The sequence below is a fragment of the Microbispora sp. H10830 genome (assembly GCF_014161375.1).
GTDB classification, from domain to species: domain Bacteria; phylum Actinomycetota; class Actinomycetes; order Streptosporangiales; family Streptosporangiaceae; genus Microbispora; species Microbispora catharanthi.
Map to the genome: position 1 here is coordinate 342,262 of NZ_JABBWX010000003.1, position 19,304 is coordinate 361,565.

Consider the following 19,304-nt stretch of genomic DNA (forward strand, 5'->3'; position numbering starts at 1 on the left):
GACTCCGGACAGCGAGCCCGAAATGACCAGGGATCGGAGATTTGATCTCCGTTGGCGGGCGCGTTGCGCCGTCAGCCTTACCCCGCCGTACCCGTCGCCCCCTACGCGGACGCCGGAGTCCTCCTCATGGTCGCCGGGCATTCCCGTCCTCCGGTTGCCGTCTCCACCCCCCCGTACAGTAGCGTGAGCGCCGCCATGAAGCCCTTTCCCGACTCGCGACAGTCGAGCCAGAATCCCGCGCGGCCCTGGCCGCCGGTGTCGGTGATCATGCCGGTGCTCAACGAGGAACGGCACCTTCGCGACGCCGTACGGCAGGTCCTCGAACAGGACTACGAGGGCCCTCTCGAGGTCGTCATCAGCGTGGGCCCCTCCCACGACCGCACGCAGGAGGTCGCGGACGCCATCGCGGCCGAGGATCGCCGTGTCGTCGTCGTGCCGAACCCCACGGGCCGCACCCCCAACGCGCTGAACGCCGCCATCGCGGCGTCCCGCAACCCAATCATCGCGCGGGTCGACGGGCACGCGATCCTGCCCCGCGACTACCTCCGTACGGCCGTGGAGACGCTGGAGCAGACCGGCGCCGACAACGTCGGCGGCATCATGGCCGCCGAGGGGATCACGCCGTTCGAGCAGGCGGTGGCCTGCGCCATGACCTCGAAGATCGGCGTGGGCAACGCGCGGTTCCACACGGGCGGGGAGGCGGGCCCGGCCGACACCGTCTACCTGGGCGTCTTCCGCCGCAGCGCCCTCGACCGGGTGGGCGGCTACGACGAGCACTTCCTGCGCGCGCAGGACTGGGAGATGAACCACCGCATCCGGGAGACCGGCGGGCTGGTGTGGTTCCAGCCGAGGATGCGCGTCACCTACCGTCCCCGGCCCAACGTGCGCGCCCTGGCCAAGCAGTACTTCCACTACGGCCGCTGGCGGCGGGTCGTCTCCCGCACCCACCAGGGCACGATCAACCTGCGCTACCTCGCCCCGCCCGCCGCCGTGGCGGCGATGGCGCTGGGCCTGGTGGTCTCGCCCTTCTTCTGGCCCGGCCTGATCATCCCAGGGGGCTATCTGGTGGCGATCCTCGCGGGCTCGGTCCTCACCGGTCGCGGGCTGTCCGGCGCCGCGCTCGTACGCCTGCCGGTGGTGTACGCCACCATGCACGTCTCGTGGGGGACGGGCTTCCTGACCAGCCCCCCGAAGCTCAGCAAGCCCCGTCCCAAGCCCGAACGGGCGAGGTTAGAGGATCTCTTCGAAGACTGAGGTGTCCAGCGTGAAGCCGATCGGGTGGGGGATGTGGATCTCCCGCCCGAACGGCACCGTCGAGGTCACCTGGTACTGACCCTCCTTGGGGTCGCTGTAGACCGTGACCGACGCGGGCCTCGTCAGCGGGTCCACGAGGAGCATCACCGGGACACCGCCCCCGGCGTAGATCGCCGGCTTCTTGTTGCGGTCGTCCTCCGCGCTCCCCTTCGACACCACCTCGGCGACCAGCATCAGACCGGAAGAGAAAAGCTCCCGGTTGCCCCAGCGCGGGCAATCCTTGGGGGCGAGGACGAAGTCCGGTTCTACCGGGTCCCGGCTGCCGTCGATGCACACGTCCACGTTGCCGCTGAAACCCTCCCACCCTCGCTCGTCGATGAGGGGGATGAGCGCGCGGAAAAGGCTCATGGCCGCTCGGGCGTGTTCGGGGGTGCCCACAGGGCTCACTATCAGTCTCCCGTCGATGATCTCGGTCCGCAGACCCGGAAGTGGGGGCAGCGAATCGAACAGCTCACGAGGAGTGCCGGGCAGTGGCCGCTCGGGTACGGGTGCCAGAGCAGGGCCGTGGGGTTTGCGTGAGATCGCGACCATGGGTAGGTGTCCCTTCGTGTCCGCGTCGATACGCTGAGTTGACGCGGTCAGTATCTCACTCGTGAACGACAGGATCGAGGGCGTTCAGGCCGAGGGAGCGGGCGCGCGCCTCGGCCCGTGCGGCGGCACGCCGTACGGCCTCCTCGAACCGGGCCAGCGGGTCCGGATGGTCGGCGCCGAGCAGGTAGGCGCGCAGGGCCCGCCGGGCCGCGGCCATGTCGTCCTCTCCCGGCACGCCGAGACGGCGCAGGATGTCGGGAAGCTCCGCCAGGTCGGGCCCGAGCAGGTACGCCGCCCCGGCGGCCGGGTAGCGCTCGCGGAACCGGTCCGCGGGCAGGCCCGCCACGTTGGCCACGACGTACGGCTTGCCGCTGGCCACGAAGTCCGACACCACGCTGGAGATGTCGGAGACCAGCACGTCGGCCTCGTTGAAGCACTCGTACAGCGACGGCTCACGGCCGGTCACGGCGACGTGGGGCATCCCTGTGCTCTCGTGCAACAGGGCCAGGATCCTCCGGTGCGCCGCCCTGGCCGCCGGCGAGCGGTGACCGGTGAGCGGGTGGGGCTTGTAGATCACCCGCACCCGTCGGCCGAGCAGGGCGCGCACGATCGCGGGTCCCATGGCGATGAGCGAGCTGTGGAACAGGTCGTCGCTCCACCCCTCCCACGTGGGCGCGTACAGGACGGTCCGGTGCGGCGCCAGCCCCTCGGCGTACGGGCTGGTGCGCAGCACCCCGGCGAGCTGGGGGCGGCCGACCTCCTCGACGGCCTCGTCCCGCACGCCCACCTGGGCGCGCAGATAGCGGTCCCGCCCGGCAGGGCCGGCCACCCAGACCTCGTCGTACACCTTCGTGTACGGGTTGAAGGACGCCTCCTTGTCGCTGTCGCCGTGGCCGATGAACACGCTCCGCACGCCCGGCACCCGGAGCATGTGGATGTTGTTGCCGACGTTGGCGGGGAACAGCGCGACGCGCACACCGTCGAGCGCGCGGAAGTTCATGAGGTCGACCGACGAGGGGATGCACACGACCGGCAGCGTCGTCGTGCCGAGGGCGGTCGCCAGCGACCGGTCACGCAGCACCACCAGCGTCCTCGGCGTGATCCGCTCCAGCGTGCCGAGCCACATGGTGGCCTGGTAGACCGCCGTGACCGGCCCCGAGAAGTACATGACGACCTCGGGCCGGTAGGCCGCGACCCAGTCGTCCACGGCGGAGAGGACCCGCCGCCGGTCGCCCAGATGCCTGGCCCGCTTCGCGTGGGCCAGCAGCGCGACCACGGCGGTGACCTCCAGCACCAGGGCCGCGACGGCGCCCGCCACGCCCGTCCAGCCCAGGCCCATGGGCGCCGTCGCCGCCGCGGGCAGGACCGCGAGCGCGTCGAGGTAGAGCAGCCGGGCGCCCCGCCAGGCGAGCAGCGCGCGGGGCGGCGCGGGCGGGATCCGCAGCGCGGGCAGGTCGATGTTGCGGGTCACCACCGGCATCAGGTTGTGCCGGCGGTCGACGTGCTCGGCCAGCCACGTCTGCACGGCCCGCAGGCCGTGGAACAGGAACAGCCCGGCCGCGAGCGCCGCGAACCACAGTGGCCGGCCCGGCGCCAGCCGCGCCAGCAGCACGACGGCGGCCGTCTCACGCGACAGGAAGCGGACCGTGGCCCCGAGGTGGGCCCTGCTCAGCGCCCCCGCCGCCCGGCCGGGCAGCGCGGCCTCCGCGGCGTACGACAGCGGCACGAGCACCGCGAAGGTCGCGGGCAGCGGCCACACGGCGGTCGCGAGCAGGGCCGGGTACGACGCGAGCGTGAGCGCGGTGAACGCGCCCCTGCGCCCACCGGCCAGGCTTCTCAGGGCCGGCCGCCGGATTATCGCGACCAGTGCGTTCGGGGCCCTGCGCCCCTTGATGTTTCCCCCCATGGGCGAGTGCCCGTCCCTCCGTACATGGTTGCGGTCATCGGCTGAGCCGTACGTCCACGACCTGTCCCGTGAGGCGGGACAGCAGCACGTCGATGCTGGTGCGGGCGACGGCGGCGGGGGAGAGCAGTGTTCCGGCGGGTTCGTCGCCGAACGCGCGCAGCCGCATGGGGGTGGCGGTGCGCTCGGGGTTGACGCAGTTGACGCGGACACCCTGGCAGGCCCACTCGTCGGCGAGCGCCTGGGTGAGGTTGACGACGGCGGCCTTCGTGGAGGAGTAGAGGCTGTAGTCGGCCCGGCCGCGGGTGTACGACGAGGAGGTGTAGAGGAGCAGGTGGCCGTGGGTCTCCATCAGGTACTTCACGGACGCGCGGGCGATGTTGACCGGTCCGAGGTAGTTGACCCCGATGGTCTCCTCGATCGTGTGCTGCCCGGCCTCGCCGAGCTTGCCCATGTGCAGCACGCCCGCCGTGTTGACGACGTAGTCGATCCGGCCGGTCTCGGCGTACACCCGGGCGAGCGCGTCCTCCACGGCGGCGACGTCCTCGACGCGCACGCCGTTCTGGCTGCGGGAGAACGAGTGGACGCTCGCGCCGTGTCTCCTGGCCAGCGCGACGATGTCCGCGCCGATGCCGTAGCTGCCGCCGAAGACCACGAGCGTACGGCCCTCGAGCCCGGCCCGGTAGGCCTCCTCGTCCAGTGCGGGCGCCGTGTTCTCGGCGAGCTGGAAGAGCTTGTCGGCGATGAAGACGTCGACCGGATGGGTGACCTTCATGTTGTGCTCGCTGCCGGGCACGATGTAGATCGGCACGTCGGGCAGGTAGCGCAGCACGACGCCGCAGTCGTCCGTCGTGGGCAGCGAGGGGAACTCGGGGTCGGCGAGGGCCCGCTCGTACGCCGCCCGGATCACCGACAGCCGGAAGCACTGCGGGGTCTGCCCCCGGCGCAGCCGGGAGCGGTCGGGGATGTCGCGGATGATGTCGCCGCGCGGGCCGGGAGCGGCCACCACGATCGTGTCGGAGGAGGGGATCGCCACCTCGACCGCCTCGTAGCGTTCGAGCGCGGCCACGCACTCGCTGATGATGCGGGGCTCGATCAGCGGTCGTACGGCGTCGTGCAGCAGCACGTCGCACTCCTGCTCGCCCAGCGCGCACAGCGCCCGCCAGGTCGTCTCGGTGCGGCTCGCGCCTCCCTCGAGCACCCGGCCGACCTTGGTGTAGCCGTTTCTCCTGACGAGCTCCTCGGCCTCGGCGACGAAGCCGGGGGCCATCAGGACGACGACCTCGTCGATCTCCGGGTGGCCGTCGAACACGTCGAGCGTGTGCTCCAGAATCGTCTTCCCGGCGATCTTCAGAAGCTGTTTCGGGGTGTTGAGGCCCACGCGCTGGCCGACGCCGCCGGCCAGCACCACCCCCACCCTGCGCAGACGCGATTCGGCGATCATGATGTCCTCCCCGGAGGAGACCATACCCGTGCCGGAAGCCGGAGAAGGTGATTGCCACCTAGTGATCACTCGGTTACTTTGCGAGGTGAGCACGTGCGGTCGACGTGAAGCGGGTTTCCATATGGGGGCGGATCCGAGCAAGCCCGGTACGTCACGGGACACAGAGACGGTGGCGGTCGTCCTCGCGACCTCACCGGCCGCCGGGCTGCCCTGGTCCGACGGCGCCCGGTCCGACGGCAGCCTCCTGGAGCGGCTCACCGCCCAGCTCCTCACGCTGCCGGTCCGCGAGGTGCTGGTCGTGGTGCGGAGCCACGACGCCCAGGCGGGAGGGTGGGAGAAGGGCGCGGAGAGCGGCCCGCGGCATCAGATCTGCGTCAGCGACGGGCTCGCCGAGGACCTGCGGATCGTGGCCAAGACGGCCCGCGCCTCGACCTCGCCGGTCGCCGTGCTGGCGGCCGACGTGGTCGCGCACACCGAGGCGCTGTCGCTGCTGCTCGAACATCCCGCGCGCCCGACCGGCGCGATCGTCGCCAGCGGCGACCCCGCCCCGCTGCGGCCGCCCGTACGGACCGAGTGGGGCCGCGTCGTGTCGGCGGGCACGTCCTTCCACGAGGTCGAGTGGGCCAACGGCACGTTCCGCGGCGTCCTCCAGGTCGGGGAGGCCCACCTGGCCGGGCTGGCCGACATCGCCGAGGACCTGGCCGACCTGGCCCAGCGCCGCCACCTCGGGCGGGTCGGCGACGGAGAGGTTCCCGAGCTGCTGCTCACGGGCCTGGTGCGGGCGGGCGTGCAGGTGCACGCCGTCGCGCTGAACACCCTGCACTGCGGGCGGGCCGGCACGCGCCCGGCCGCCGAGCGCGCGGTGCGCGAGCTGGCCGACGTCGACGAGGCGCAGGCCAGGCTCGACGCCGCGGTGAAGAGCGGCGACGGCTTCTTCACCACTTACTGCGTCAGCTCGTGGTCGCGTCACCTCATCCGTCCGGCGGCCCGTCTCGGCCTGACCCCGAACACGGTCACCGGCATCTCGGTCGGGTTCGCCGCCATCGCCGCGATCTGGTTCTCCGACGGCCGCCGGGCGGGGCTCGTGGTCGGCGCCGCCGCGCTCTACCTGTCGTTCGTGCTCGACTGCCTGGACGGGCAGCTCGCCCGGTACACGCGCCGGTTCTCCCCGCTCGGGAGCTGGCTCGACGCGATCTGCGACCGGCTCAAGGAATACCTGGTGTACGTCGGCCTGGCGGCCGGATACCTGGCCGGCTCCCGGGAGCCGTGGGAGATCTGGGCCCTGGCGGTGGGCGCGATGATCCTTCAGACGATCCGCCACGTGGTCGACTTCTCCTACGCGGGAGCGATGGCCGACCGGGCCAGGGCGGCCGGCCTGCGGGCGGCGGCCCCGCGTCCGATGGCCGTGCCCTGGGACGAGGCGCCCGCGGCGGCCGCCGCGAAGGGCACCGGATCGGTGCTGGCGCTGTCGCGGCGGCTCGACGCGCTGAGCGGCGCGAGGGGCGTGGCCTACTGGGCGAAGAAGATGATCGTCCTGCCGATTGGGGAGCGTATGGCGCTGATCTCGGTGACGGCCGCGCTGTTCGACGCGCGGGTGACGTTCCTCGCGCTGCTGGGCTGGGGCGCGGTGGCCCTGGCCTACACGGCCGCCGGGCGGATGGCGAGGTCCTTCGCATGAGCGAGCGTAGCGAGCGAATCGGTGAACACAGCGTCTGGCGCATGCCGCTCCGAGCCGAAGGCGAGGAGGTGGCATGAGCGAGCGTAGCGAGCGAATCGGTGAACACAGCGTCTGGCGCATGCCGCTCCAAGCCGAAGGCGAGGAGGTGGCATGAGCCGCCGCCCCCGCGAGGCCGGCGGGAAGGCCCGGGGCGCGATCTCCGTGCACATGACCCCGGTGCCGCGCAGCGTCGTGGTGGCCTACCGCGACGACGGCCCGCTGTCGAGGGCGATGGGACTGCTCGTGGCCGGGCAGCTCCCGCCGCTGCCGCCCGCGGTCGCGGGGGCCTTCGTAACCGCCGTGCTGCTGGTGCTCGGCATCGCCGGGGCCGACGACTTCGCCGTCTTCGCCCCGGCGGTGGCCCTGCTGCTGGCCGGGGCGGGCAGCGCCCATCGGCACGACGGCCGGCTCGACTGGCTGGCGCCCCCGATCCTGCGGATGACCGAGTATGGCTTCATCGCCTCGGCCGGGTTCGCCCGCTCCGTCCCGCCGGCGCTCATCGTCGCGCTGCTCGGCGCGATGGCCTTCCACCACTACGACACGGTCTATCGGCTGCGCCAGCACGTGTATCCGCCGCCGTGGCTGGCGACGGCCGGGCTGGGCTGGGACGGCCGGATGCTCGTCGTCGCCCTCGGCGGCCTGCTCGATGTGGTGACCGCCGTGTTCGTGCTGCTCGCGGTCTACCTGTGGGCCCTGTTCGGCTGGGAGAGCCTCACCTGCTGGCTCGCCGCCCCCCGCACGCCCGACGAGGCCGTGGAACCGGCACCCCAGGATTAACGTCAGACCAACGGTGGATTACCCAACCGGGGTGCCGAGCCAACTAACCTTTGGGGTTACTGTCTGACGCTCGACCTCAAGGAGTGCGGGAAATTGCTCGGAATGGTGCTGGCCGCCGGAGCCGGACGTCGCCTGCGGCCGTACACCGACACGCTGCCGAAGGCGCTGGTGCCGGTCGACGGTGAGACCACGATCCTCGACATCGCCCTGCGTAACCTGGCGGCCGTGGACCTCCGCGAGGTCGTGGTGATCGTCGGCTACCAGGCTCAGGCCGTACGGGAACGGCAGGCCGACCTGGAGCGGCGCCACGGGGTGAAGCTCACGCTTGTCCACAACGACAAGGCCGAGGAGTGGAACAACGCCTACTCGCTGTGGTGTGCCCGCGACTACTTCTCCCAGGGCGCGCTGCTGGTCAACGGCGACACCGTCCACCCCGTGTCGGTGGAGCGGACCCTGCTGGCCGCCGAAAACACCTCCGACATCCTGCTCGCCGTCGACGACGTGAAGTCGCTGGCGGACGAGGAGATGAAGGTCACACTGGACGACGGCCGGCTGAAGCGGATCACCAAGCTGATGGATCCGGCCGAGGCGTACGGCGAGTACATCGGCGCCACGCTGATCCGGCCGGGCGCGGCCGAGCGGCTCGCCGACGCGCTGAAGGCCACGTTCGAGCGCGACCCGCAGCTCTACTACGAGGACGGCTACCAGGAGATGGTCGAGCGCGGCGAGAAGATCGCCGTCGCGCCGATCGGCAAGGTCGAGTGGGTCGAGGTGGACAACCACGACGACCTCGCGAAGGCCCGTGAGATCGCATGCCGATACTGATTTCCGCGGCCTTCTGAGGAGTTCGCATGCCGATTCTGGCAAGGATGCTCCCCGCGCCTCTCACGATGGAGGTGCGGCGGGGCGCGATCGCGCAGCTCGGCACCCTGCTCGCCGACAGCAGGGTGGCCACCTCCGGCCGGGTCGCGGTCGCGGTCGGCGTCGGGCAGGGCGACCGCATCGCGGAGGTCATCGCGCCGTCGCTGGGTGAGGCCAAGGTGCTCCGGGTGGCGGACGGCACCGTGGACGCGGCCGTGTCACTCGGCGCGGACCTGCGCAAGGGCAACTACGAGGCGGTGGTCGGCGTCGGCGGCGGCAGGACGATCGACGCCACCAAGTACGCCGCGTCGCTCGCCGGCATCCCCATGGTCGCGGTCGCCACCAACCTCTCGCATGACGGCATCTGCTCGCCGGTGGCCTCACTCGTGTACGAGGGCGGCAAGGGCTCGTTCGGCGTCCCCATGCCGCTGGCGATCATGGTGGACCTCGAGTTCGTCCACGACGCCCCGCCCTCGCTCGTCCGGTCCGGGATCGGCGACGTGCTCAGCAACCTGTCGGCCATCGAGGACTGGCAGCTCGGCAACACCGAGCGGGGCGAGCCCATCGACGGGCTGGCGATCTCGATGTCGCGCACCGCGGCCGAGGCCGTGCTCGGCCGGCCGGACTCGATCGAGTCGGACGCGTTCCTGACCGTGCTCGCCGAGGCGCTGATCCTGTCGGGGATGTCGATGGTCATCGCGGGGTCAAGCCGTCCGGCGAGTGGCGGCGATCATGAGATCCTTCATGCTGTGGACCAGCTTTTCCCCGGCACCTCCAACCACGGTGAGCTGGCCGGCATCGGTGCGGCGTTCTGCTACTTCCTCCGTGAGGACGCGCACCGGCTCGGCCAGGTGACCGGCTGCCTCGGGCGGCACGGCCTGCCCGTCGTGCCCGGCGACGTCGGCCTGACGACCGAACAATTCACGGCCGCGGTGATGCTGGCCCCCAGCACCCGGCCCGGCCGCTACACCATTCTTGAGCACCTCCGGCTGTCGGAGCACGAGGTCCGTGGGAGAGTTGAGGACTATGTCCGCGCCGTCGGTCGCTGAGCTTCGCGCGGTCGCCCAGCCGCAGACCACCATGGACCGCCGCAGCGGCGAGCACTGGGCCGGCCTGCTGTACATGCGGCGCCTGTCCATCTACGCCACCTGGCTGCTGGCGAAGACCCCCATCTCGCCGAACCAGGTCACCGGCCTGATGATCGTGTGCGGGGTGGCGGCGGGCGCCGTGCTCGCCCTCCCCGGCTTCTGGGCGGCGCTGGGCGCGGCCCTGCTCATCCAGGTCTACCTGCTGCTCGACTGCTCGGACGGGGAGCTGGCCCGGTGGACCGGCCGCACCTCGATCACCGGGGTCTACCTCGACCGGGTCGGGCACTACTTCGCCGAGGCGGCGCTGCTGATCGGGCTGGGCTTCCGGGCCTCGGAGACCCTGCCCGACTGGTACACGGTCATGGGCGTGGCGGCGGCGCTCGGCGCGATTCTGATCAAGTCGGAGACCGATCTGGTCGACGTCGCCCGCGCCCGGTCGGGCCTGGTGGCGACCACCGAGACGGCGGCGCAGCAGTTCACCTCGCCGCGGCTCGCGCTGGCCCGCAGGGCCGCGGCGGCGCTGCGGTTCCACCGGGTGATCCAGGCCGTCGAGCTGTCGCTGATCGTCGTGGTCGCGGCGGTGCTCGACAACTGGTTCTCCGCCACCCGGATCCTCGTGGTCGCCTGCGTCGTCATCGCGGGAGTCCAGCTCTTGCTGCACCTGGTCAGCATCCTCGCCTCCCGGCGGCTGTCATGAGCGCGTCGTTTCCCGCCCGGCGTGCCGATCGGCCGTACATTCGCGGTTGGGTAGGGGTTTGGTGGCAGTTCCGATACCCTTATTCCACGGTAAACCAGGCAGATTCCGGATTGCCCGGCCATACAGACTCGGTGATCATGAAGTCGTGTGTAGTGCGCCCCACGTCGAGGCGATGACGCGGTGAAAATCTCCTGTGTCATCCTCACTATGGGCAACAGGATCGCCGAGCTCGACCGGGCAGTGGAATCCGCGCTCACCCAGACCGACGGCGACATCGAGGTGGTCATCGTCGGCAACGGCGCGGACGTGCCGGAGCTGACCGCCCAGCCGCTCCCCGGCTCCGTCGCGACGATCAAGACCGTACGGCTGGAGCACAACGCGGGCATCCCCGAGGGGCGCAACCGCGGCGTGCAGGAGTGCTCGGGCGACATCGTCCTGTTCCTGGACGACGACGGCTGGTACGCCAACTCCAAGGTCGCCGCGCACGTCCGCGAGCGGTTCACACACGAGCCCGACCTCGCCGTGATCAGCTTCCGGGTGATGGACCCCGAGGGCGGCTCGGTGCAGCGGCGGCACGTGCCCCGCCTGCGGGCCGGCGACCCCGAGCGGTCCTCTCCGGTGACGACCTTCCTCGGCGGCGCCTGCGCGATCCGAAAGTCGGCGTTCCTGCAGGTCGGCGGGTTGCCCGAGCGGTTCTTCTACGCCCACGAGGAGACCGACCTCGCCTGGCGCCTGCTGGGCGAGGGCTACCGCATCGAGTACGACGCCGAGACGGTCATGTACCACCCGCTGGTGCTGCCGTCCCGGCACACGGACTTCTACCGGCTGAACGCCCGCAACCGCGTCTGGCTGGCCCGGCGCAACCTGCCGTGGCCGCTCGCGATGTTCTACCTGCTCAACTGGGTCGTGCTCACGCTCGTACGCGAGCGCTCGATGCCCGCGATCAAGGCGTGGTTCCGCGGCTTCTTCGAAGGGCTGCGCGAGCCCGCGGGCGAGCGCCGTCCGATGGCCTGGCGCACCGCCTGGCGCATGCTCCGCCTCGGCCGCCCGCCCATCGTCTAGCGGTTCGTCGTTCTCGCCCCCCGGCGTGACCGGGGCAAGCGGCCGGCGTGACAGGGCGGGCTCGCGCCCGATGCGTACGAACGTACACTCCGGGTCGTGGTGGACTACCGGTGACAACGTCTGGATCGGCGGCGGCGCGATCATCCTGCCGGGTGTGACCATCGGCGAGAACACCGTGATCGGGGCCGGAGCGGTCGTCACCAAGGACGTCGGCGCGAACGTCGTCGCGGTCGGCAACCCGGCGCGTGTGACACGGCGGCTGTGATGGCCCGCCGCCACGACCCGGAGCGCCGCGACCGCATCATCGACGCCGCGATCGACAGCATCGCCGTGACGGCCGAGCGTGAGCACGCCGCGTCAGCGGGTCGCGTGGCGGGCGGTGCGGACCGCCAGGGCGGCGCAGAGCAGGGCCGCGGCGAGGACGGCCACGACGAGCGGGGACGGCCCGGCGGGCAGCCCTTCCACGCGGACCGCGCCCATGTAGTCGACGGCCGCCGTCCCGTTGACGGCGAGATACCACAGGCCGAGGTAGACGACCTGGAAGACCCGGTGCGTACGGCAGGCCGCGCCGAGCGCCAGGGCGAGCGAGGGCACCAGGAGCGCGCCGCCCGCCCATGACCCCACTCCGGGCCAGTCGGCGGCGACCGCCATGCGGGCGAGGGGTCCCACGCCCGTCAAGGCCGTGAGGACTACTCCGGCCGCCCACTCCGCGAGCAGCCCGCGCCGGGGTGCGGGATAGGCGCCGAGCAGCCCCTCCACGCCGTACTCCGCTCGCTGGGTTCCCAGCCGTGACCAGATCAGCACCGGCCATATCCAGGCGAACGGGAGCATGGTCGCGGGCTCCGGCGTGGCGAAGGCGGCCGCCGTCACCCCGGCGGCCACGAGCCACCACCAGCGCGAGACGCCCTGAAGGAGGATGCGCAGCTCACCGGCGAGAAGCCGTCGCAACGCCCGGCCCGGACGCGGCGCCACCCGGGGCGTGGTCCGGAGGGCCGTCCGGAAGGCCGGTCGGCCGCCCTCTGCGGCGACACCCGGCTCGTACGGCGTGACGGCCGGGGCGGTGAGACGACGCGCCGGGTCGAACCGGGCGAACCAGAGGCACGGCAGCAGCGCCAGGACGACCGCCAGCAGGACCACGACGAGACGGCCGCCGAGGAACGCGCCGGTGACGGAGAAGCCGTCCCAGTGGAAGGTACGCAGCGGCCTGGCGACGGAGGTCAGGCCGAGGCTGAACTCCCGGCCGTGCACGTCGACGCCTTGGGCGGCGAGGGCGGCGCGCATCGAGTCGGCGGGCTGGTGCACCCCGAGACCGCCGAGAGGCGCCTTCCGCGACTGTCCGCCGATCAGGAGGACCAGGGAGACGACGAACCAGACCACGTTTCCGAAGCCGCCCCGAAGCAGCGGCACGGTTTCGAACAGCACCGCGGCCGCCGCCGTCAGCGCCAGCGGGGGCAGCGTGATCGTCACGAAGGGCAGCAGGAGCGCCACCGGGTCCACGGCTCCGGACTCGCCGCGGGCGAGCTGCATGATCGGCGCGGTCACCGCGAGCACGCCCGCCATCGAGGCGAGCACCAGGAAGTCGCTGAGGAACTTCCCCAGCAGGTAGGCGGACGTGCGCAGTGGCGTGGCGGCGACGAGCTGGCCCACGCGCGTGCGCTCATCCCGGCCGATCGCATCGCGTACCAGGTAGAACCCGCCCAGAGTGAGCCAGAGGGCGCCGGCGAGCGCGGTCGCCGTCCCGACCCAGGCGCTGGTGTAGACGCCGCGGTAGCCTCCGACGTCCAGGATCACCCACCCGGAGTCCGCGGGCGGGACGGCCAGCCGGGCCAGGCCGACCGCCGCCAGCAGGATCACGGCGTACGCGGGCCGCCGGACCCGCTCCCGGAAGTCGGCGACGGCGAGCGCGATCGTCGCCCGCGCCGTGACCCGCGCCGTGACCCGTGGTGTGATCCGTGCCGTCATCGGGCCGCCTCCCGGACGCCGCCGCCCACGACGGCGAGGTACAGGTCCTCCAGGTCGGGAGGCACCCGTACGGCGCCGGCGGCCGGCGGCGTGTCCGACAGGAGCCGCAGACGGATGCCGTCCGCCGTGCGGATCACACGGCCGGCCGGGTGGCGCTCCCGCAGGGCGGCGGCCTCGGAGGGCCCGGCGACCGTCTCCCAGACGTGGCCGTCGACCTCGGCGAGCAACGCCTCGGGGGTGCCGCGCCGCAGCAGCCGTCCCCCGGTCACGACGGCGACATCGGACGCGACGGACTCGATGTCGGACACGATGTGCGTGGACAGCAGGACCACCCGGTCCTCCGCCAGGTCGGCGAGCATGGCGCGGAACCGCACCCGCTCCTCGGGGTCGAGCCCCGCCGTCGGCTCGTCCACGATCAGCACCCTCGGGTCGGCCAGCAGGGCCTGGGCGATGCCGACCCGGCGCAGCATGCCGCCGGAGTATCCGCCGAGGGGCGTGCGGACCGCCTCCGTGAGGTTGACCAGTTCGAGCAGCTCGTCGATACGCGCACGCGCCGCACGCGCGGCCAGTCCTTTCAGGGCGGCGAGGTAGGAGAGGAACTCCCGCGCGGTCAGGTGCGGGTAGACGCCGAAGTCCTGTGGGAGATAGCCGAGAACCCCGCGCAGCGCGTCGGGCCGGGACACCACGTCGGTCCCGTCGAACAGGACTCTGCCGCCGGTCGGCCTGGTGACCGTCGCGCAGATGCGCATCAGCGTCGACTTCCCCGCGCCGTTCGGGCCGAGCAGGCCGAGCAGCCCCGGGCCGCACCGCAGGGTGACGCCGTCGACCGCGCGCTTGCCGCCCTTGTAGGTCTTGGTGACGTCCACCAGTTCGAGGGCCGGAGTATCGATCATCTCGTTCCCCTCACCCGGGCAGGCCGCGCAGATCGGTCGTGCGGCCGTCGCGCAGCACCCTGACCTCGCGGGGCACCTCGACCCTGAACCGGGCCGAGCAGTCGGCCCACCCGGAGCATCCGGCGTTGAGATCGAGCGTGTTCCCGTCGAGGGTCTGGCTGGAATGGGGGTTGGTGCCGTGCACGTCGAACCACAGGGTGACCTTGATGTCCTTCCTGTCCGTCGCGACGAGGTCGGCCGGGGTGTCGTGTGCCCGCACGTTCAGCGTCCTGCCGCTGAACGTGAAGGTCTGGGACACCGGTGCGGCCTTCGACGCGTCGGAACAGCCGCTCAGAACCGCCGCCGCGAGCACCGTCAAGGCACACCACACCGTATTGCGCGTAGTCATCGGATCCTCCGGGGTGAAACCGTCCCGAGCAGGATCCGCCGCGGGCGGCCGGGCCGGCATCTGCCGTTCGGCAGATATCCGGGGTCCGATGGCGCGCCGCTCAGCGGCCGGCGCGGCTCCTGGCACTTCGCGGAACGGGGAGGACGGCGGCGACCTGCCAGCCCGCCGCCTGGCGGTCGGCGTGGAGCGCGCCCCCGAGCGCCTTCACCCGCTCGGCCAGGCCGATCAGGCCGGTGCCTCCGCCGTGCCGGTCGTCTCCCGCGAGGCCGGTCGGACAGGTGCCGCCGTCGTCGGTGACGGACACCCGCAGGGCCGGGCCGTCGGCCGCGTCGTCGGCCGAGTTGTCGACTGGGGCGACCGCGACCACCACGCGGGTCGCGGAGGAGGCGTGCCGCCGCACGTTGGTCAGCGCCTCGAGCACGACGGCGTACGCCGTGCTCCCGATCTCGGGGGCCGCGGGGAGGGCGAGGTCGCCGGGCATGTCGAGCCTGGCCGGGATCCTTCCGGTGGCCGAGAAACGGCCGACGAGGTCGGGCAGGTCGGCCAGGCCGTAGACGCGGGTCGGCGGCGGTTCCTCCGCCGCCCGCTCGTCCGGGTCGCGCAGCGCGCTCACCATATGGTCCATGGACGCCAGCGCGCGCAGCCCGGCCTCCTCTACGCGTGCGGCGAGCTCGCGCGCCTCGTGCGGATCGAGCTCGCCGAGCTGCGCCGCCTGGGCCTCCAGGACGATCCCGGTGACCTCGTGGGCGACGAAGTCATGCAGGTCGCGGGCCGTCTCCAGCCGCTGGGCCCGCCGCGCGTCCGCCACCGCGCGCACCCGCCGGTCGTCCAGCGACCTGAGGTACAGCGCCACGGCGGCCACGGCGGCCACGGCGATGAACGACAGGAGGCAGGCGATGACCGAGGCATCCGCCGTCGGGCGCGGCATGCGCAGCGTCAGCCGCAACGGCAGCGCGACGGCCGTCGCGACCCCGAGCGCCGTCCCGATGACCGCCGCCTGCCGTCCCGGCAGCCGCCGCACGACCCGTCCGAACAGGAGCAGCAGTGCGCCCATCTCGACGGGCAGCCACAGCCCGGCGAACTGGTGCCGCCCCTGGTAGACGAACGTGACGGCGAAGGAGACCAGCACGACGACGGTCGCCGCCGTGGCGAGGCCGATCCGCCGGTAGGGCAGGCGCGTCAGCGCGACGGCGACGGCCAGGGTGGCGGACAGGGCGACGACGAGCGCGTGCGGGGGAGCGAGGACCGCCGGCGCCGGCACCATCACCACGACCACGGCGCACAGGAAGGCGCGGACCCGGGACCTCGTCATGCCACCGAGGGTACGCACACGGCGGGGACCGTCAGCGTCCCCTGTTCACCGCGCCCTGTTCACCACACCCTGTTCACCGCGCCCCGTTCAGCGCACCCTGGCGTACCCCAGCTCCCAGGCGCGTACGGCGATGCCGACCCGGTTGCGCACGCCGAGCTTGCGCTGGATGCTCGCCACGTGGGTCTTGACCGTGCCCGGCGAGATGAACAGCTCGGCGGCGATGTCGGCGTTGGTCTTCCCCTCGGCCACCTGACCGGCGATCTCGATCTCGCGCTCGGTCAGCGGTTCGGACGGCGGCGTGTGCCGGAGACCGCCGCCGGTGACGTGTCTCAGCAGCCGCACCGTGACCGAGGGGCTGATCAGGGTGTCGCCGGCCACGGCGGCCCGGACCGCCTCGACCAGGAGCGCGAGGCCCGAGCGCTTGAGCAGGAACCCGGACGCGCCGTGCCGCAACGCCGGGTAGACGTACTCGTCCAGGTCGAAGGTCGTGACCACCACGACCTTCGTCGGCACCGATGCGCCGGGGCCGGCGAGAGCCCGGGTCACCTCGAGCCCGTCCATCCTGGGCATGCGGATGTCGACGAGCGCCACGTCCGGCTGGAACCGCCGGGCCATCTCCACCGCGGCCACTCCGTCGGCGGCCTCGCAGACGACCTGGATGTCCGGCTGGCTCTCCAGGATGCGGCGCAGGCCCCGCCGCACCATCTCCTGGTCGTCGGCGATCAGGACACGAATCACCCGCCGATTCTTCCAGCCCCGCAGGGAACGGCCCGCGGCGGCGTCACGCCCGTCCCGGCTCCTCGAACGTCATCGACACGTGCTCGGCCGTGGCCGTCATCAGGGCCCGCCGGGGCAGGCCGAGCTCGCTCAGCTCCTTGGCGATCGGGTGGTTGCCGAGGCGGATGAGCGCGCCGCCCGGCCGCCAGCGGATGCCCCGGGCACGGACCGTCCACGGGATGCGGCGGGTGACCCCGTCCAGGTGGGCGTAGGCGTCCGGCACGGGCAGCGCCTCGCCGAGCAACGGCACGGGCGTCGCCGGGATGCCCGGCCTGACCAGCAGGTCGACGACCATCCGGCCGTCCCTGCGCAGCAGACACCGCTTGTACGGCGAGCCGAGCCGCAGATCCACGTCGGCCAGCTCCTTGGGGAAGCCCCAGATGGTCCGCCCGGCCTCCAGCGTGAACGCCTGGTCGACCGGCAGCCAGTGGACGAAGGCGCCCGACCCCGCCCCGCGCAGGTCCTTCAGCCCGGCCAGCGGCCCGCGCCTCGGCGGGGGACCCGCGTCGGCCGGCCGTACGAGGAAGGTGACCCCGAACTCGTTGTAGGAGCCGAGGTCGGAGTCGTGGTAACGGACGAACACCAGCGAGCACAGGGCCTTGCCCGGCAGGACCTCGGTGACGTCCATCCTGGAGTACGCGAGGACCGCGCGGGCGGCGTCGGCCCGCACCAGGTAGGCGGCGAGGCAGACCGAGGCGTCGCGAACCTCCACCGGCGTCTCGACCCTGCGCCCCTGGACGACATGGCTTGCCATGGTTCCAGTACAGCAAAGCCCGGCGGCCGTGCGACAGCCGTACGGCGGCAAGGTTGTCCCAGCCCTGTTTTCCGGCGGATGTCGATATCCGGGGCGGTCGTTCGTGTAGAGGGTGAACAGGCCCGCGCCGGGCGGGCCTCGCCGCGGAGGTGTACGAGACCATGAGGCACTATCTGCTCAGCATCCAGCAGCCCGACGGCGGGACGCCCCCGCCGGAGGTCCTGGAGCCGATCATGCGGGACCTGGCGGTCCTCAACGAGGAACTGCGCGCCGCGGGGGCGTGGGTCTTCTCCGGCGGACTGCACGATCCGGCCACGGCGACCGTGGTGCGGGTGCGCGACGGGGAGGACGTCGTCACCGACGGCCCGTACACCGAGGGCAAGGAGCACGTCGGCGGGCTGACGATCGTCAAGGCGCCCGACCTCGACGCGGCGCTCGAGTGGGGTCGCAGGCTCGCCCGCGCGACCACGCTCCCCGTGGAGGTGCGCCCCTTCGCGGGCGTCGTGGAGGGCGATGACGACCGGCAGTAGGGACCCCGACGTCGAGCGGGTGTTCCGCGAGGAGTACGGCCGGGCCGTCGCGGTCCTGGTCCGCCACTTCGGCGACATCGACGTCGCCGAGGAGGCGGTCCAGGACGCGTTCGCCGAGGCGGTGCGGCGCTGGCCGCGCGACGGGACGCCGCCGAGCCCGGCCGGCTGGATCATCACGACCGCCCGCAACCGGGTGATCGACCGCCATCGGCGGGAGTCCCTGCGTGCGGACCGGCACGCGCGGGCGGTGCTGCTGCACGCCCCCGGCCACTCTGACGACGAACCGGCCGAGGAGGGCCCCGTGCACGACGACCGGCTCCGCCTGATCTTCACCTGCTGCCATCCCGCGCTCGCCCCTGCCGCCCGGGTCGCGCTGACGCTGCGCCTGCTCGGCGGCCTCACCACGGCCGAGATCGCGCGGGCGTTTCTGGTCCCCGAGCCGACCATGGCCCAACGGCTGGTCCGGGCCAAGGCCAAGATCCGCGACGCGGGGATCCCGTACCGCGTTCCGCGCGAGGCCGACCTGCCGGACCGGCTCCGGGCCGTGCTCGCCGTCGTCTACCTCATCTTCAATGAGGGGCATACGGCGAGCGCGGGCGACCGGCTGGCCCGCGACGACCTGTGCGCGGAGGCCATCAGGCTCGGCCGCCTCCTGGCCGCGCTGATGCCCGACGAGCCGGAGGCGATGGGGCTGCTCGCGCTCATGCTGCTCGTCCACGCGCGGCGCGACGCCCGCACCACCCCGGCCGGCGACCTCGTGCCGCTGCCGGAGCAGGACCGCGGCAGGTGGGACCGCGCACTCGTCGCCGAGGGCCAGGACATCGTGCGGGCGTGTCTGCGGCGCGGCCGGCCGGGTCCCTACCAGATCCAGGCGGCGATCAACGCGGTCCACGCCGACGCGCCGATCGCCGCCGCCACCGACTGGAGGCAGATCGTGAGCCTGTACGACCACCTGCTCGCCCTCGCCCCGAACCCGGTCGCCGCGCCGAACCCTGTTGTCGTGCTGAACCGGGCCGTCGCGGTGGCCGAGGTGGACGGGCCGCAAGCCGCGCTCGCCCTCCTGGACGATCTCGGCCTGGACGGCTATCACCTGTTCCACGCCGTCAGGGCCGACCTGCTGCGGCGGCTCGGCCGGGCCGGAGAGGCCGCGCGGGCGTACGAGGCGGCGATCGCCCGCACCCGGAACGCGTCCGAGCGGGCCTTCCTCGACCGCCGCCTGCGTCAGGTGCGGGAATCGAGTGGGTGACGCGACCGCCGCGCCCACCGGGACGGGCGCGGCGGTCGGCACGGGTCG

The 19,304-nt window shown here is 72.5% G+C and carries 18 protein-coding genes and 1 pseudogene; 10 read left to right on the forward strand and 9 right to left on the reverse strand.

Annotation, left to right across the window (positions count from 1 at the left end):
- Positions 1-195 precede the first annotated feature (195 nt).
- Entirely contained in the window at positions 196-1,254 is a 1,059-nt protein-coding gene (locus tag HHX35_RS10845; protein ID WP_182898705.1) for a glycosyltransferase family 2 protein, read from the forward strand.
- Here the strand turns inward: HHX35_RS10845 and HHX35_RS10850 are convergent.
- From HHX35_RS10850 to HHX35_RS10860, 3 genes are read right to left on the reverse strand one after another with little or no spacing between them, the layout of a single operon-like run.
- Positions 1,231-1,845: a Uma2 family endonuclease gene (locus tag HHX35_RS10850; RefSeq protein WP_182898706.1), complete on the reverse strand. Its 615-nt coding sequence runs from the start codon at positions 1,843-1,845 to the stop codon at positions 1,231-1,233. The genes HHX35_RS10845 and HHX35_RS10850 overlap by 24 nt on opposite strands.
- A 55-nt stretch (positions 1,846-1,900) precedes the next feature.
- The gene (locus tag HHX35_RS10855; protein WP_182898707.1) at positions 1,901-3,751 is read right to left on the reverse strand and encodes a CDP-glycerol glycerophosphotransferase family protein; all 1,851 of its coding nucleotides are present in this window, start codon (positions 3,749-3,751) and stop codon (positions 1,901-1,903) included.
- 34 nt (positions 3,752-3,785) lie between these two features.
- Positions 3,786-5,192: a bifunctional cytidylyltransferase/SDR family oxidoreductase gene (locus tag HHX35_RS10860; RefSeq protein ID WP_139573396.1), complete on the reverse strand. Its 1,407-nt coding sequence runs from the start codon at positions 5,190-5,192 to the stop codon at positions 3,786-3,788.
- 169 nt (positions 5,193-5,361) lie between these two features.
- Between HHX35_RS10860 and HHX35_RS10865 the strand changes: the two genes are divergently transcribed.
- The 7 genes and pseudogenes from HHX35_RS10865 to HHX35_RS10895 form a co-directional block, all read left to right on the forward strand.
- Positions 5,362-6,870, forward strand: a complete 1,509-nt coding sequence (locus HHX35_RS10865) for a CDP-alcohol phosphatidyltransferase family protein (protein WP_310739009.1) — start codon at positions 5,362-5,364, stop codon at positions 6,868-6,870.
- A gap of 150 nt (positions 6,871-7,020) precedes the next feature.
- On the forward strand, positions 7,021-7,686 hold the full coding sequence (locus tag HHX35_RS10870; RefSeq protein ID WP_182898709.1) for a DUF5941 domain-containing protein: 666 nt from the start codon (positions 7,021-7,023) through the stop codon (positions 7,684-7,686).
- A 93-nt stretch (positions 7,687-7,779) separates the two neighbouring features.
- The gene (locus HHX35_RS10875; protein WP_182898710.1) at positions 7,780-8,511 is read left to right on the forward strand and encodes a sugar phosphate nucleotidyltransferase; all 732 of its coding nucleotides are present in this window, start codon (positions 7,780-7,782) and stop codon (positions 8,509-8,511) included.
- Positions 8,512-8,555: 44 nt separating this feature from the next.
- On the forward strand, positions 8,556-9,596 hold the full coding sequence (locus HHX35_RS10880; RefSeq protein ID WP_167538693.1) for an iron-containing alcohol dehydrogenase family protein: 1,041 nt from the start codon (positions 8,556-8,558) through the stop codon (positions 9,594-9,596).
- Positions 9,574-10,332 (forward strand): CDP-alcohol phosphatidyltransferase family protein, encoded by a 759-nt coding sequence (locus tag HHX35_RS10885; RefSeq protein WP_182898711.1) that lies wholly within the window; start codon positions 9,574-9,576, stop codon positions 10,330-10,332. The genes HHX35_RS10880 and HHX35_RS10885 overlap by 23 nt, the downstream gene beginning before the upstream one ends.
- 180 nt (positions 10,333-10,512) lie before the next feature.
- On the forward strand, positions 10,513-11,394 hold the full coding sequence (locus HHX35_RS10890; RefSeq protein WP_182898712.1) for a glycosyltransferase: 882 nt from the start codon (positions 10,513-10,515) through the stop codon (positions 11,392-11,394).
- A gap of 103 nt (positions 11,395-11,497) precedes the next feature.
- Positions 11,498-11,659: pseudogene (locus HHX35_RS10895) on the forward strand (DapH/DapD/GlmU-related protein); the annotation flags it as partial.
- Between the two features lie 92 nt (positions 11,660-11,751).
- Here the strand turns inward: HHX35_RS10895 and HHX35_RS10900 are convergent.
- The 6 genes from HHX35_RS10900 to HHX35_RS10925 all read right to left on the reverse strand — a co-directional run bounded on the left by HHX35_RS10900 (position 11,752) and on the right by HHX35_RS10925 (position 17,480).
- Positions 11,752-13,356: an ABC transporter permease gene (locus HHX35_RS10900; protein WP_220505257.1), complete on the reverse strand. Its 1,605-nt coding sequence runs from the start codon at positions 13,354-13,356 to the stop codon at positions 11,752-11,754.
- A complete protein-coding gene (locus HHX35_RS10905) occupies positions 13,353-14,249 on the reverse strand; it encodes an ABC transporter ATP-binding protein (RefSeq protein WP_182898713.1) in 897 nt (298 codons plus the stop codon). Before HHX35_RS10905 ends, HHX35_RS10900 begins: the two co-directional genes overlap by 4 nt.
- Positions 14,250-14,259: 10 nt before the next feature.
- The gene (locus HHX35_RS10910; protein ID WP_182898714.1) at positions 14,260-14,637 is read right to left on the reverse strand and encodes a hypothetical protein; all 378 of its coding nucleotides are present in this window, start codon (positions 14,635-14,637) and stop codon (positions 14,260-14,262) included.
- Between the two features lie 100 nt (positions 14,638-14,737).
- Positions 14,738-15,949, reverse strand: coding sequence for a sensor histidine kinase (locus HHX35_RS10915; protein ID WP_220505258.1), 1,212 nt, complete (start codon positions 15,947-15,949; stop codon positions 14,738-14,740).
- A gap of 87 nt (positions 15,950-16,036) precedes the next feature.
- Positions 16,037-16,687, reverse strand: a complete 651-nt coding sequence (locus HHX35_RS10920) for a response regulator transcription factor (RefSeq protein ID WP_310739010.1) — start codon at positions 16,685-16,687, stop codon at positions 16,037-16,039.
- A gap of 43 nt (positions 16,688-16,730) precedes the next feature.
- Complete coding sequence (locus tag HHX35_RS10925) at positions 16,731-17,480, reverse strand: acetoacetate decarboxylase family protein (protein WP_182898715.1); 750 nt, start codon at positions 17,478-17,480, stop codon at positions 16,731-16,733.
- 161 nt (positions 17,481-17,641) lie between these two features.
- On the opposite strand from HHX35_RS10925, the gene HHX35_RS10930 reads away from it, so the two are divergent.
- Together HHX35_RS10930 and HHX35_RS10935 are read left to right on the forward strand one after the other, a co-directional pair.
- Positions 17,642-18,010, forward strand: a complete 369-nt coding sequence (locus HHX35_RS10930) for a YciI family protein (protein ID WP_182898716.1) — start codon at positions 17,642-17,644, stop codon at positions 18,008-18,010.
- Positions 17,994-19,256: an RNA polymerase sigma factor gene (locus HHX35_RS10935; protein WP_182898717.1), complete on the forward strand. Its 1,263-nt coding sequence runs from the start codon at positions 17,994-17,996 to the stop codon at positions 19,254-19,256. Before HHX35_RS10930 ends, HHX35_RS10935 begins: the two co-directional genes overlap by 17 nt.
- Positions 19,257-19,304 lie beyond the last annotated feature (48 nt).

What these genes read in the sequence shown, in the direction of transcription:
- HHX35_RS10845 (WP_182898705.1), top strand. Translation starts at nt 196, where the DNA reads ATGAAGCCCTTTCCCGACTCGCGACAGTCGAGCCAGAATCCCGCGCGG.
- HHX35_RS10850 (WP_182898706.1), bottom strand. Translation starts at nt 1,845, where the DNA reads ATGGTCGCGATCTCACGCAAACCCCACGGCCCTGCTCTGGCACCCGTA.
- HHX35_RS10855 (WP_182898707.1), bottom strand. Translation starts at nt 3,751, where the DNA reads ATGGGGGGAAACATCAAGGGGCGCAGGGCCCCGAACGCACTGGTCGCG.
- HHX35_RS10860 (WP_139573396.1), bottom strand. Translation starts at nt 5,192, where the DNA reads ATGATCGCCGAATCGCGTCTGCGCAGGGTGGGGGTGGTGCTGGCCGGC.
- HHX35_RS10870 (WP_182898709.1), top strand. Translation starts at nt 7,021, where the DNA reads ATGAGCCGCCGCCCCCGCGAGGCCGGCGGGAAGGCCCGGGGCGCGATC.
- HHX35_RS10880 (WP_167538693.1), top strand. Translation starts at nt 8,556, where the DNA reads ATGCTCCCCGCGCCTCTCACGATGGAGGTGCGGCGGGGCGCGATCGCG.
- HHX35_RS10885 (WP_182898711.1), top strand. Translation starts at nt 9,574, where the DNA reads ATGTCCGCGCCGTCGGTCGCTGAGCTTCGCGCGGTCGCCCAGCCGCAG.
- HHX35_RS10900 (WP_220505257.1), bottom strand. Translation starts at nt 13,356, where the DNA reads ATGACGGCACGGATCACACCACGGGTCACGGCGCGGGTCACGGCGCGG.
- HHX35_RS10905 (WP_182898713.1), bottom strand. Translation starts at nt 14,249, where the DNA reads ATGATCGATACTCCGGCCCTCGAACTGGTGGACGTCACCAAGACCTAC.
- HHX35_RS10910 (WP_182898714.1), bottom strand. Translation starts at nt 14,637, where the DNA reads ATGACTACGCGCAATACGGTGTGGTGTGCCTTGACGGTGCTCGCGGCG.
- HHX35_RS10915 (WP_220505258.1), bottom strand. Translation starts at nt 15,949, where the DNA reads ATGACGAGGTCCCGGGTCCGCGCCTTCCTGTGCGCCGTGGTCGTGGTG.
- HHX35_RS10925 (WP_182898715.1), bottom strand. Translation starts at nt 17,480, where the DNA reads ATGGCAAGCCATGTCGTCCAGGGGCGCAGGGTCGAGACGCCGGTGGAG.
- HHX35_RS10930 (WP_182898716.1), top strand. Translation starts at nt 17,642, where the DNA reads ATGAGGCACTATCTGCTCAGCATCCAGCAGCCCGACGGCGGGACGCCC.
- HHX35_RS10935 (WP_182898717.1), top strand. Translation starts at nt 17,994, where the DNA reads ATGACGACCGGCAGTAGGGACCCCGACGTCGAGCGGGTGTTCCGCGAG.